Annotated in this window: 11 protein-coding genes; 8 read left to right on the forward strand and 3 right to left on the reverse strand. The window is 63.4% G+C overall.

Translation table 11 applies throughout. The annotated features are described in order from the left end of the window. Positions 1–49: 49 nt before the first annotated feature. A complete protein-coding gene (locus tag ACILSQ_RS25475; RefSeq protein ID WP_395746503.1) occupies positions 50–820 on the reverse strand; it encodes a hypothetical protein in 771 nt (256 codons plus the stop codon). A gap of 89 nt (positions 821–909) precedes the next feature. Between ACILSQ_RS25475 and ACILSQ_RS25480 the strand changes: the two genes are divergently transcribed. From ACILSQ_RS25480 to ACILSQ_RS25495, 4 genes are read left to right on the forward strand one after another with little or no spacing between them, the layout of a single operon-like run. Further along, entirely contained in the window at positions 910–2,526 is a 1,617-nt protein-coding gene (locus ACILSQ_RS25480; protein ID WP_395746504.1) for a formate--tetrahydrofolate ligase, read from the forward strand. Positions 2,527–2,571: 45 nt separating this feature from the next. Then, on the forward strand, positions 2,572–4,701 hold the full coding sequence (locus tag ACILSQ_RS25485; protein ID WP_395746505.1) for an ABC transporter substrate-binding protein: 2,130 nt from the start codon (positions 2,572–2,574) through the stop codon (positions 4,699–4,701). After that, on the forward strand, positions 4,698–6,026 hold the full coding sequence (locus ACILSQ_RS25490; RefSeq protein WP_395746506.1) for a hypothetical protein: 1,329 nt from the start codon (positions 4,698–4,700) through the stop codon (positions 6,024–6,026). The genes ACILSQ_RS25485 and ACILSQ_RS25490 overlap by 4 nt, the downstream gene beginning before the upstream one ends. Positions 6,027–6,031: 5 nt before the next feature. After that, the gene (locus ACILSQ_RS25495) at positions 6,032–6,904 is read left to right on the forward strand and encodes an ABC transporter ATP-binding protein (protein WP_395746507.1); all 873 of its coding nucleotides are present in this window, start codon (positions 6,032–6,034) and stop codon (positions 6,902–6,904) included. A 60-nt stretch (positions 6,905–6,964) separates the two neighbouring features. On the opposite strand, the gene ACILSQ_RS25500 is transcribed toward ACILSQ_RS25495, so the two are convergent. Together ACILSQ_RS25500 and ACILSQ_RS25505 are read right to left on the reverse strand one after the other, a co-directional pair. Further along, on the reverse strand, positions 6,965–7,423 hold the full coding sequence (locus tag ACILSQ_RS25500; protein WP_395746508.1) for a type II toxin-antitoxin system VapC family toxin: 459 nt from the start codon (positions 7,421–7,423) through the stop codon (positions 6,965–6,967). After that, complete coding sequence (locus ACILSQ_RS25505) at positions 7,423–7,665, reverse strand: hypothetical protein (RefSeq protein WP_395746509.1); 243 nt, start codon at positions 7,663–7,665, stop codon at positions 7,423–7,425. Before ACILSQ_RS25505 ends, ACILSQ_RS25500 begins: the two co-directional genes overlap by 1 nt. A gap of 97 nt (positions 7,666–7,762) precedes the next feature. On the opposite strand from ACILSQ_RS25505, the gene ACILSQ_RS25510 reads away from it, so the two are divergent. The 4 genes from ACILSQ_RS25510 (at position 7,763) to ACILSQ_RS25525 (ending at position 12,455) form a co-directional block, all read left to right on the forward strand. Continuing rightward, positions 7,763–8,233, forward strand: coding sequence for a hypothetical protein (locus ACILSQ_RS25510; protein WP_395746510.1), 471 nt, complete (start codon positions 7,763–7,765; stop codon positions 8,231–8,233). Positions 8,234–8,254: 21 nt separating this feature from the next. Further along, positions 8,255–8,455 (forward strand): hypothetical protein, encoded by a 201-nt coding sequence (locus tag ACILSQ_RS25515; protein ID WP_395746511.1) that lies wholly within the window; start codon positions 8,255–8,257, stop codon positions 8,453–8,455. 318 nt (positions 8,456–8,773) lie between these two features. Then, positions 8,774–11,671, forward strand: a complete 2,898-nt coding sequence (locus ACILSQ_RS25520) for a valine--tRNA ligase (RefSeq protein WP_395746512.1) — start codon at positions 8,774–8,776, stop codon at positions 11,669–11,671. A 361-nt stretch (positions 11,672–12,032) separates the two neighbouring features. Continuing rightward, positions 12,033–12,455 (forward strand): DoxX family protein, encoded by a 423-nt coding sequence (locus ACILSQ_RS25525; protein ID WP_395746513.1) that lies wholly within the window; start codon positions 12,033–12,035, stop codon positions 12,453–12,455. Positions 12,456–12,640: the final 185 nt, after the last annotated feature.

The raw sequence follows: 12,640 nt of genomic DNA on the forward strand, positions 1-12,640 counted from the left end.
CGCCACATCCCCAGGCCTCCTCTCAGATCCATTTTCAACTGCTCGTGTATCACTTGCCCCCATCCTTGAGCGGCGTGTTCTCATAAATCCGCACCCGGTCGATCAGCACTGTCCCGCGTTGGGTGAGGCCGAAGCCGATGCGGCTTTTCATCGAGTCGGCTTCAGCGGCGGTGGCTGTCAGCTTCTCGCCATCCACCTGCGCCACGAGCTCGTTCCCGCTCACCTCAATCATCACCTCGTGCCACTCATCAAGCGCACACTTGATTTCTTTGGAGGCAAGTCCCTCGATGCGGAAAAAAGTCGGGTCCGCGAGCTGCTCCGCCGTCGCCTTCGGCAGTTCCTGCTTCGCGGCACGCGCGGCTTTCATCGCCTCCCCCACGGCATGCTTTGACTCCGGCCCGCCGCGGTGCTGGTCCCACGCCATGCGCTCCGGCGTCAGCTCAAAGCGCACCAGATGCGTGTTGCCTTTGTATGACTCCTTGTAGCCGTCCACTCCAATGTACAGCGCTCCCGGCTTCGTAAACTTCACCGCAAACGAGATCGTAAGATCATGCGCCTTGGCCACGATCACTCCATGCGTGGATTGCTTTTGCCCCGCCCGCGACACCGCTTGCAGCGCCCCCTCCACGATGCTGAACGACGCCGCGCTCTCCAGCGTGCGAAACACCTTCGGCATTTCCGCTCCCGAAAAATCCTCGCTCACCAGCACCTTCCCCGTCTTGGTGATGAGCGGCCGCAGTTCCTCCCCATGCAGAGAGACCGCGCTCAAAACGCTGACCAAACCGATGCGAAGAAATGAAGCGGGCAGGGCAGGGTGCATGTTTTTAGGAAACTGTGCCGCTCCTTCCATCCTTGCAAAAACCCTTTGCTTCACCGCCAGCCTTGCCATCCTGCGCGCCTCCATCCCGCATGCATCCGGACATCTCCCCCATCGCCGCTGATCTCGGCATCGCGCCTGAGCACCTCATTTTGCACGGCCCCCACATGGCCAAGGTCAGCCTCAAGGCCATGCATGACAAACCGCAGCGTGGAAAACTCATCCTGGTCTCAGCCATCACGCCGACTCCGGCAGGGGAGGGGAAGACCACCGTCTCCATCGGCCTCTCTCAGGGCCTGAAAAAAATCGGCCAGAGCGTGGCCCTCGCGCTCCGTCAGCCCTCCATGGGACCCGTCTTTGGCCGCAAAGGCGGCGCCACCGGCGGCGGCAAAAGCACCGTGCGCCCCGCGCATTCCATCAATCTCCACTTCACCGGAGACTTCCACGCCATCACCTGCGCCCACAATCTCCTCTCCGCCGTCATCGACAATCAGCTCTTCCTCGGCGAGGCCCGCCTTTCTCCTGACCGCGTTCTCTGGAAGCGCGTCATGGACATGAACGATCGCGCCCTGCGCAGCGTCCGCACCGCCGTCGGCAAGCCCACCGAACGCGCCACCGGCTTCGACATCACCGCCGCCTCCGAGATCATGGCCATCATGTGCCTCGCGGAGTCGCTGCCAGATCTCCGCCGTCGCCTCGAGCGCATCGTCGTCGGCTTCACTGCCGAGGGCGATCCCGTCTATGCCAAAGAATTCCGCGTCACCGGTGCCATGATGGCCCTGCTGCGCGAAGCGCTTCCACCGAATCTCGTGCAGAGCGTCGAAGGCGTGCCCGCCTTCCTCCACGGCGGCCCCTTTGCCAACATCGCCCACGGCTGCAATTCCGTTCTCGCCACCCGCATGGCCCTCGCCCATGCCGACTTCGCCGTTACCGAGGCTGGCTTCGCCTTTGATCTCGGCGGTGAAAAATTCATGCACATCAAGTGCCGTCAGAGCGGCCTCGCACCCGCCGCCATCGTCATCGTCGCCACCGTGCGCGCTCTCAAAATGCACGGCGGCGTCGCTCTCGATCAGCTCACTCAAACCGACACCGCAGCCCTCACTCGCGGTCTGGAAAATCTCGCCGCGCATCTGGACAGCGCTGCGCAGTTCCAGCGCCCCGTCATCGTCGCCATCAATCAGTTCACCAACGATCACCCCGACGAGCTCGCTCTCGTTCACGAGTTCTGCCGCTCCCGCGGCGTCCCCAGCGCCACCGCCAATGTCTTCGGCGAAGGCGGTGCCGGCGCCGTGGAGCTCGCCGAAAAAGTCCTCGCCGCCCTCCCTTCCGAATCCCCGCCATTGCCCTTCCTCTATCAGCCCGAGGACAGCGTCGAGGCCAAGCTCACCGCCATCGCCACCCGGATCTACGGCGCCGATGGCGTGGTGCTCACCGAGGAAGCGAAAGCCAGGCTCGCCCTCTTTGCCCGCAGCGGTTTCGACAAACTCCCGCTCTGCATGGCCAAGACGCAGGACTCCCTCTCTGACGATGCGAAAAAACGCGGCCGTCCGCGCGGCTTCACCATCACCGTGCGCGACTTTGAAATCGCCAACGGCGCCGGCTTCCTCGTCGCCCTGACCGGCACCATGATGCGCATGCCCGCCCTGCCCAAGGTGCCCGCCGCCGAGCGCATCGAGGTTACGGACGACGGCATCATGAGCGGCATCTAGCCATGTCTTGCACCCCGGGGCCCGCGCTCTAGCTTCGCACTGCGCATGATTTTGGCCCGCACCCTCATCTATGGTTTTCCGTTGCTCCTCGCAGCGGCGGCCGGGTGGTCGGTGCAGGAGTCCAGACGCAGCCGCGCGGACCGCGCCGATGGCGTCGTGGTCATGCTCTCCCAAAGCCTGCCGGTGCTGAACCCCTATCTTCCCGCCACCGAGGTGGAGCGGGAGATCTCGGACCTCGTGCATGAGCCCCTCATCCGTCTCGGGCCCGGCGGCACCCTTCAGCCCGCACTGGCCGAGTTCTGGCGCTGGACGCAGGACGTCACCTGCTGGTTTGCAGACGAGGCCGCGGCAAAGAAAGGTCAGGAGCTGCTGCAGGCCCAGATCGGCGAAAAAAACCTCTGGGCCGAGTGGCGCCTCAGCTCGGTGCGCGTCATCGAAAACCGCCTGCTGCTCAGCTTCACGGAGCCCAATGCCGCCGGCGTACGCCAGGCCTTTGAAGTCATCGCCGGCCTGCCGCTCAAGCCCGTCGTCTTCTGGCGCATCGAGAGCCGCAAACCCCTGCGCAAATCATGGGACCAGTTCATGACCGGCTCCCCCCAGGCAAAGCTGATCCAGCGCGTGTGGTTCGACGGCGCAAACGCCTGCGAGATCGTCGTCGCAGGAGATTCGCAGCGTCTCCTCGAAGACCTCCATCGCTTCCTCGACATCGCCACGAACGAACCGGCCGTCATCAATCCCATGGCCGAAGTCGGTGCCCTCAGCGAGCCGGTGCTCGACATCGACATCCGCCCCGGCCAGCACTGGCATGACGGCACACCCGCCACTGCGGAGGACGCCAGGGCCACGCTCGAGTTTCTCCGCACCAACGACTGGCCGCTGCCAAACCGCGAGGCGCTCAGCAACATCCAGGCCGTGGAGTCGCAGAATGACGGCTCGCGCCTCCATGTCTCCTTCCGCCGCCGCCAGGGCACCGCCTTGTGCGTGCTGGTCGGTCTGCCCGTGCTTCCCGCCGCATGGCTGCGCGCTCATCCGTCCGCGCAGGAGTCGGATTTTGTACAGCACGCGCCTCCCGGCGCCGGTTCGCACCGCATCGCCTCGCGGGATGTGCGCTCGCTCTTGCTCGCGCCGGTGCGGCAGGACAGGGCGGCGCCGCGTTTCTTGTTCAACTTCCTGGCTTCGCCGCTGATGACGCAGATCGGCATGCGCACCCGCTCGGTGGATCTCATCTGGCCGGCGGCGGACCGCACGGACCTGGAGCAGTTGCGCTTCACCCCGCCGCGGCAGCGCCTCGTCGTGCTCTGGAACACGCGGCATGACGTTTTAAAATACGAGCGCTGCCGCGAGGCGCTCGCCCTCGCCACGGACACGGACGAGCTCATCCGCGCGCTGCCAGGACGTCTGGGCCATGCGGATGCCAGCCTCTTCGCCCCCGGCCTCTGGTTCAGCACTCGTGCGAAAAGCCAGCCCTTCCAGCTTGAGCAGGCGCGACAGATCCTCACCGAGGCCGGCTGGCCGCGCGATGTCTCCGGCATCGCGCGCAGCCCGGAGCGCGCATTGCGGTTCACCCTGCTCGTCCCCGGCAATGACGCCCTCCACCGCCGCACCTCGGAGCTGCTCGTCGCGCAGTGGCGCAAGCTCGGCGCCGAGGTGAAGATCGAGCACGTGCCGGATTCGCAAACCCTTTCCCAGCGCCTGCACGAGCACCGCTTTGACGCCGTGCTGCTGGACCAGCGCTTTGAAGTTTCCTGGGACCAGCTCCCCTGGTGGCACTCCGCGCAGGCAAAGGAAGGCGGCAGCAATTTCTGCGGCATCACCGATCCGCAGACCGATCTCCTCCTCGAGGCCCTCGCGTCTGAGTTTGACCCCGATCAGGTGACCAGGCGCGTGCGCGAGCTGGAGGCCCGCCTGCTGCCCATGCACCCCATGCTCACCCTCTTCACCACGCATGATGAGGCCGCCGCCATGCCCACGCTGCATGAGCAGGGCGCTGCCGCACACGGTCCCGTGTCTGACTGGACGCTGCAGACCCTCACGCCGGCGTCGAAGCCCGCGCAGCCCGCTTCGGACCTCAAGCTCCAGCTCCGCTCCCGTGATGAAGAGCCGGCGATGCAGCCGCCGCAAACGCAAAAGCCGGCTGCCCCCAGGATCAAAGTTGAACTACGCCTGCGAGAATGACGAGCCTGCAGCCATTCTCATTGCCGCCCCGGTGGCTGCCTCTCCGCCTGTTTCTTGGTGGCCTGGTGGCTGCGGCTGCGGTGCTGCTTTTCAGGCAGCACGATCTCCAGGCGCTGCGCTCCATCACGGTGCCCGCTCCAGGCTTCTGGGTGCGCTGCGGCTCCAGCCTGATCGTGCTCACCATCGCCCTGCTGCTGGCCCTGTGCCTCGGCGTGATCGTGGGCCTCAATGCACGGCGCATCGGCCCGCGCACGGAGATGCTGGCCGCCTTTTTCGGCCGCGCGCTGGCCTGCATGCCGGTGGTTGTTCTGGCCTGGGGTTTCATCGGCGGTTGGATCGGGCGCCTGGGCTGGCCGGTGGAGTCGCTGATGCCCGCCCAGTTGCCGGACAGCCACGACTCGCAGCAGATCCTGCTCGCACGCACGCTCTGGGAGTTTCTGGCTCCCGCGCTGGTTCTGGCCCTGCCCCTGTGCGGAGAGATGATCCACGCCGTCGTCGTGGACGGCAGATCGGTTTTGAATCTTGATTTCCTCCTCCGTGCCCGCGGCGTACCGCGCAGCTCGCGCCTCTGGCGTCATCACTTCACGCAGCTTCTCCCCCTGCTGCGCGTGCGCCTGCAGTCGCTCGTTCTCGTGGCGGCGGTTTACCTCATCATCGTTGAAGACACCCTGCGTTTCATGGGCTGGGGAGACTGGATGGCGCAGAGCATTCGTGCCGGCGCGGCCGGCGGTATCGCTCTCGGATTCGCCAGCGGCGGGGCCATGCTCGCACTGCTGTGCCTCTGCCTGCAAAGGCTGCGCGGCCGGCTCAAATCCTCCGGTGGCTATGTGGCCGCGCTCGCATGGCAGCCTTGGTTGCTCTGGGGGCTCGGTGCGCTGGCGCTGTGTCCGCCGTCGCCGCTGCTCTGGCTGCTCTTATGGGCCGTCGTGCTTGTGTCTGGCAGCGCCGCCTGGCATCAGACCTGGAATCACTTCGAGGCGGAGCTGCCCATCGAGCCCGCTCGCATGCTCGGCGCCTCGGAGTTCGCCATCTGGCGCACCCACATCGCCGCGGTCCAGTTTCGCATGCTCGCCGCCTGGATTGGCACCGTCTTTGCCCAGACGCTGCTCGGCATCGCCGCCGTCTGCGCGCTGCTGCCCCGGCTGGTGGCGGAGCTGAACGCACCCCTCGCCCAGATCTTCCGCCCTCTCGCCGTCGCCTCCATGCAGGATGCCGAGCGCGCTCTTGCGGACCCCATGCCCCTCCTCCAGTCCGGCGGCATCATCGCGCTTGCCGCCTTGTGTTTGCTGCAAGTCAGCCGCATCGTACAACCCCGACTTCCCTGAGTCCCATGTCCGCCGAAGCCACCTCCGCCCAAGACGCCCCGCTGCTCTGCATCCGCGACCTGCAGATCGAGTTCAGCCGCCACGACGCCGAGCCCGTGAAGGCCGTCAAAGGCATCAGCCTCGAGCTCAAGCGCGGCGAATCCCTTGCCCTTGTCGGCGAAAGCGGCAGCGGCAAAAGCGCCACCGCCCTCTCCTTCGCCCGCCTTCTTCCCGAGCCCCCCGCCACCATCACCGCCCGGCAGATGACGCTCGGCGGCCACGAGATCCTTGAGATGAGCGAGCGCGAGCTGCGCAAGATCCGCGGCAAAGAAATCGCCTACATCTTCCAGGAGCCCACCACCTCGCTCAATCCCGTCCTCACCATCCGCACCCAGATCGGCGAGGCCCTCGCCCTCCACCGCCCGGACATCCCCAAGACCGGCCGCGATGACGAGATCGTCAGGTGGCTCGACAAAGTCGGCATCGTTGACTCCCGCAAGCGCCTCAACGCCTACCCGCACGAGCTCAGCGGCGGCATGCAGCAGCGCGTCATGATCGCCATGGCCCTCTGCATGCAGCCCAAGCTCCTCATCGCCGACGAGCCTACCACCGCGCTCGATGTCACCATTCAAAAACAGATCATGGACCTCCTCGCCCAGCTCCGCCGTGATCTCGACATGAGCATGATCCTCATCACGCACAATCTCAGCATCATCCGCAGCGTCGTGGACCGCGTCGCCGTCATGTTCCGCGGCGAGATCGTCGAAACCGGCCCCGTCGATGAAATCCTGCGCAACCCCCGGCACCCCTACACCAAGGCCCTCATCGCCTGCGTCCCCCGCATGGGCCCCAAGCAGCCCCGCCTCAAGGCCATCGACTACGCCGCGCTGGACGCATAAATGGGAGGACGGGCAGCTAGGAGATTTTTTAAAGCTCTCTGCTGCTGTGAATCCAACGGGTCAGTTCATCGCTGGCAGCACGTTCAATCCTTCGGCTGCCGCGATTTCTCGCTGTAAGACATCAAAGCTCAGAAACACCGTGGCTTGCCATTTCAGCGCTGTGGCGATGTGGAACAGGTCAAAGGAACGCGCACCTCGCTGCATCGTATGCCGGTCGCTCAAGCGTTCTGCTTCAGTGACTATGTCCGCCAGATTCATGCCCGCTTCAATGACAACGCCAGATTCCAGATCGTTCTCAAATTGCGCCAGCATCGCCAGACCCTCCGTCTCCAAATATCCTTTCCTGGCATCACGGGAGCGCAGAAATACTTGGAACCTCACGGCCTGCCGGAATTCATAGGCCAGTAGCGGTGAAATAACAATCGGAGCCCCGATCTCCTCCAGGGTTGCAATGGCCGATTCAGAGTGGCTTTGCTGCCGGTACAGCGCGCAAAGATAAGACGTGTCCGCGCAGTGCATCAGCCGTGATCCTGTTCAAGCTCCGCCTCACGCATCTCTCGGACCTCTGCATTGCTGAACACACGGCTGCCCCAGGTCTGCCGTAGGCGGGCGCGAAAGTCCGGCAGTGGCACCCCATGCGCTTTCTCCACCACTGGAATGATCACTCCCAGCTTCTTTCCACCCTTCGACAAATACACGAGTTCACCCGCGGCCAGCAGGCTTTCGATGCGCGTGGTCTGATCGAGTGTCAGAGTGGACATAACGCCGGAGAATAGTCGTTTACTTCTCTTCAGGCAAGCTCCACCCGCCGCATAATCCCCATTGCATCCCACCCAAAAGCCGTGCTAGCCTCTCAGGATGAAAGCCTTGCTCATCCTTCTGGCGATGGCGGCGCCGCTCAGCGCGCAGGTGGTCCTTCCCACCACCGGCAAGAAATTCGACACCCGTCCCATCAATGGCAGCGCCGGCAGCAACGGCGTCAATGTCAACGCCTCCACCAAGCCACCGCCTCCCACCAAGACAAAGCTGACCTCCTACTTCATCCTCGGCGATGCCCGCCAGTGGAAGAGCACCGATGGCAAATCGCTCCTCGGCGCCATCATCACCTTTGAGGAGGCCGTCATTGAATTTGAAGCCGCCAATCCCGCCGCCGCGCGCGAAGCCGTCCAAAAAGCCCCGCCCGCCAAAATGCCGGACAAACCCACGCTCATCCGCGACGGCAAAATCCGCCTCCTGGTGAACAAAAAACCCGTCGAGGTCCCGCTCGAACGCCTCAGCGAGGAAGACCGCAAGTACGTGCAGGATTTGAACGCGCGGCTCCCCAAGTGATTTTTGACCACCCACGCCATCATGAACTCAGCACCCACCGCCCTGATCCTCCTCAGTGCAGCCCTTCTGTCTGGCTGCGCCGTTCTCGAAGACAAGTCCCCGCCTAAAACCGAGCGCGAAATGGAGGCCGAAGCCCGCCGCACCCACACCGTCCCAGACAACATCCGCGACCCCCGCCCCGAAATGCCCCCCGTCGGCCCCCTTTCCATGCCCATGCGCTGATCCCATAGGAGGATTGGCTCGCGGCCTGAAGGGCCGCCGGATTCAGCCCAGGGCGCAGCGCAGCAAGCCCTGGGTCACGCATGACGCCACCTTCCCACCGAAGGTCGCGCCCTGAAGGGGCGCGGGAGATCGTCCGCCCCTCCCCAGCCTCACCTCTCCGGTCGTGGGCCTTTCAGCCCTGATGCTGTGCGGCAGTGTGAGAGAAGACAAGAGGCATTCTGACGCCGGGCACCGCCGGCAGTCAGTCCCCCACGTGTCAGCCAAGACGCACCTCCCCGTTTGCAAACCGGCCGCTTTCCCCCATCTTGGCCGCCCTTTATGCCCGAACTCGACAAGACCTACACGCCCGCGGAAGTCGAAGCCCGCTGGTATCAGCGCTGGCTGGATGACAAATGCTTTGAAGCCGACCCAGCTCGCGTGAGCGAGACCCGCCCGGCCTACTCCATCGTCATCCCCCCACCAAACGTCACGGGCATCCTCACCCTCGGCCACGTCCTGAACAACACCATCCAGGACATCCTGGCCCGCCGCGCCCGCATGCTCGGGAAAGAAGTCCTCTGGCTCCCCGGCACCGACCACGCCGGCATCGCCACCCAAAACGTCGTCGAAAAGACCCTCAAGAAACAGGGCGTCATCAAGCACCGCGACGACCTCGGCCGCGAAGCCCTCGTCGCCAAAATCTGGGAGTGGAAAGAAAAGCACGGCGGCATCATCATTGAGCAGCTCAAAAAACTCGGCGCCTCCTGCGACTGGTCCCGCGAGCGCTTCACCTTTGACGACGACTACAACGCCTGCGTCATGCGCGTGTTTGTCGATCTCTACAAAAAAGGCCTCATCTACCGTGGCAAGCGCATGGTCAACTGGTGCCCCTCTTCCCTCACCGCGCTCAGCGATGAAGAGGTCGTCATGAAGCCCCAGAACGCCATCATGTACCACTTCAAAGTCGAAGTGGTCGAAGAGCCCGGCACCTGGCTCACCATCGCCACCACCCGCCCTGAAGTCATCCCTGGAGACACCGCCATCGCGGTGAATCCGAAGGACGAGCGCTACACCCATCTCATCGGCAAGCACGTCCGCCGCCCGCTCCCCGTCGAAAATCAGGAACTCCTCCCCATCATCGGCGACGAGCACGTCGATTTCACCTTCGGCACCGGCGTCCTCAAAGTCACCCCCGCGCACGACAAAGCCGACTTCGAGATCGGCCAGCGCCACAAGCTTCCCGTCATCGATGTCATGCACCCCAATGGCGTGCTCAATGACCTCGCCGGCAAAGACCTCGCCGGCATGGAGCGCTTCGCCGCCCGCAAACGCGCCGCCGAGCTCCTCACCGAAATCGGCAGCCTCGTCAAAGAAGAGCAATATCAGAACAACCTCGGTTTTTCTGAGCGCGCTGATGTCCCCATCGAGTCACGCCTCAGCGAGCAGTGGTTCCTCAAATACCCCAGCGTCAAAGAATCCCAGGAAGTCGTCGCCAGCGGCGAAATGAAATTCCACCCCGACCGCTGGGCCAAAACCTACGACCACTGGATGACCGGCCTCCAAGACTGGTGCATCAGCCGCCAGGTCTGGTGGGGCCACCGCATTCCCGTGTGGAGCCGCGAGATGAAATTAAGCAAAATGTTTGATCGCGATGACTCAGTGTTGGCTGGGTTGTTTGACATTACATGCTGCGAATCGGTTGTTACTGTTGAAGAAGTCAACGGGACACGTCGTTGGCATGACATTGAAGGAGATATACCGCTGAATACAGGGTGGCATAAGCTTCGAGATGTTTTTGATAAAGAAGGTGATTTTGATGTGCGAGTATACGTGTGCACATGTTCGGATTCCGCAGACCAACCAGAGCTCCAAAACCGCGTTCAGCGATTTGCTGAAGCCGCAGGCTTCACCCAGGACCCCGACGTCCTCGACACCTGGTTCTCCTCCTGGCTCTGGCCCTTCGCCACCATGGGCTGGCCGGAAAAGACCGCCACATTGAAGGCCTTCTACCCCACCACCGACCTCGTCACCGGCCCGGACATCATTTTCTTCTGGGTTGCCCGCATGATCATGGCCGGCTTCGAATGGATGGGCGAGCTCCCCTTCAAGAACGTCTATTTCACCGGCATCATCCGCGACAAACAAGGTCGCAAAATGTCCAAGTCCCTCGGCAACTCGCCCGACCCCCTGGAACTCATCGCCAGCTATAGCGCCGACGCCCTCCGCTTCGGCATCATGCGCAGCGCCCCGCTGGGTCAGGACATCTGCTTCGACGAAAAGAACGTCGAGCTCGGCCGCAACTTCTGCACCAAGCTCTGGAACGCCGCACGCTTCCGCCAGATGCAGGGCGGCACCACCGAGACCGAGATCAGCGCCGCCCTCCTCAGCAGCGACGACAAGTGGATCCTCCTCCGCCTCAACACCGCCATCACCGAAGTCACCACCGCTCTCGAAGACTACCGCTTCAGCGATGCCACCGCCACCCTCTATCGCTTCTTCTGGAGCGAGTACTGCGACTGGTACATCGAGGCCTCCAAAGCCACCCTCCAGGGCACCGACGACCAGCGCAAAGCCAACACCCTCGCCGTCATCGACTTCGTCCTCAGCCACACCCTGCGCCTCTTCCATCCCTTCCTGCCCTTCATCACCGAAGAGCTCTGGCACGGCATGGGCTTCAACACCGACCTGCCAGACGATCAGGGCGGCAAAACCATCATGTTCGCCAAGTGGCCCAAACCTCTGGACGCCGATGAACTCGCCTACTTCGGCATCCTTCCCGAAGACGAAAAAGCCGCCAACGACAAATACGAAGCCGTCAATCTCGGTCGCGGCCTGAAGAGCACCTTCAACATCAACAAGCGCGTCCGCTTCGTCCTCAAGCCGAATCAGGAACTCCCCGCCCACGAGATCGAAGTCCTCCGCATCCTCCTCAATGCCGAGCCATTGGACGTGGACACTTCGTTTACGCCAACTCAAGGCACCCCCAGCGCCCTCACCCCCCTCGGCACCCTCTACCTCCCCCTCGATGGCCTCATCGACGTCGAAGCCGAGCGCGCCCGCATCGGCAAAGAAGTCGCCAAAGCCGAGTCCGAGCTCGAAAAAGTCACCGCCAAACTCGCCGACGAAAAGTTCACCTCCAAAGTTCCGCAGAAAGTGCTCGATGAGCACACTCAGCGCAAAACCGACTGGCAGGAAAAACTCGCCAAGCTCAAGGAGATGATGGCCGCCCTCGGCTAAGTACAGTACTCATCTCGCTCCGCCGAGATGAGCCCAGCGCTATCTCAAGCACACAGCACCCACAAATGACCCACCGCCCCGCTCGCACGGGCTCGATGGGTTCATAAGCGCGTAGCGCTGCCACAACCGTAGCCGTGGGTGCCAACCCACGGTTCGCGCCAGTCCATGGGATGGAATTCGCGGAACCGCGGAGCGGTGACACAAGCCGCCGCCACACCCATGGCCTCCACACACCGTGGTCCGCCCCAACGCCGCCCGCCCCCGGTTTCCTGCATTTGCAGCCAAAATTTTAGGCTTGTCCCCAGCCCCCCGGCATGCCCATGCTCACGTAAATCCCCGCCAACCCGAACCCAACACACTCATGCTCAAAGTACTGAAACTGTCGTTCCTGCCGAAGTCTCCCGACTACGGCCTGCTGATCCTCCGTGTCGCCCTCGGCTTTTCCATGCTCCTCCTGCATGGCCGCGGCAAGCTGCTGAACTTCTCCACCATGGCGGAAAAATTCGGCGGCCTGCCTGGCGTCCCTGGCAATGTCAATCTGGGCCTCGCCATCTTCGCGGAGGTCTTCTGCTCCGCCTTGCTCATCGCCGGCCTCTTCACCCGTTTCGCCGCGCTCATGCTCGCCGTCACCATGGGCGTCGCCTTCTTCCTCGTTCACAAGTCAGCCCTGGTGGATGTGGCCGCCAGCAACATCAAGTCCGGCGAGCTCGCCATGGTCTATCTCATCGCCTACGTCACCCTCCTCTTCACCGGCGCCGGAAAGTTCTCCGTTGATCGCGCATAAGCGCGCTTTGATTCATCCAGGCCCGGCAGCGCAGGCTGCCGGGCCTTTTTTGGTGCGCCCGGCAGGGCGCACTCACTTGGCGGTTCAAGTCCGCCGCACACCCGGCAAGGGGAAGTGCTAGCCGAAAGACAAGGGCGTCAGCCGCGAGGCTGGGTCCGAAGGAAGTCAGAAGCAAAACGCTACAC

It is taken from the genome of Prosthecobacter sp. (assembly GCF_044227185.1).
Lineage (GTDB): Bacteria > Verrucomicrobiota > Verrucomicrobiia > Verrucomicrobiales > Verrucomicrobiaceae > Prosthecobacter.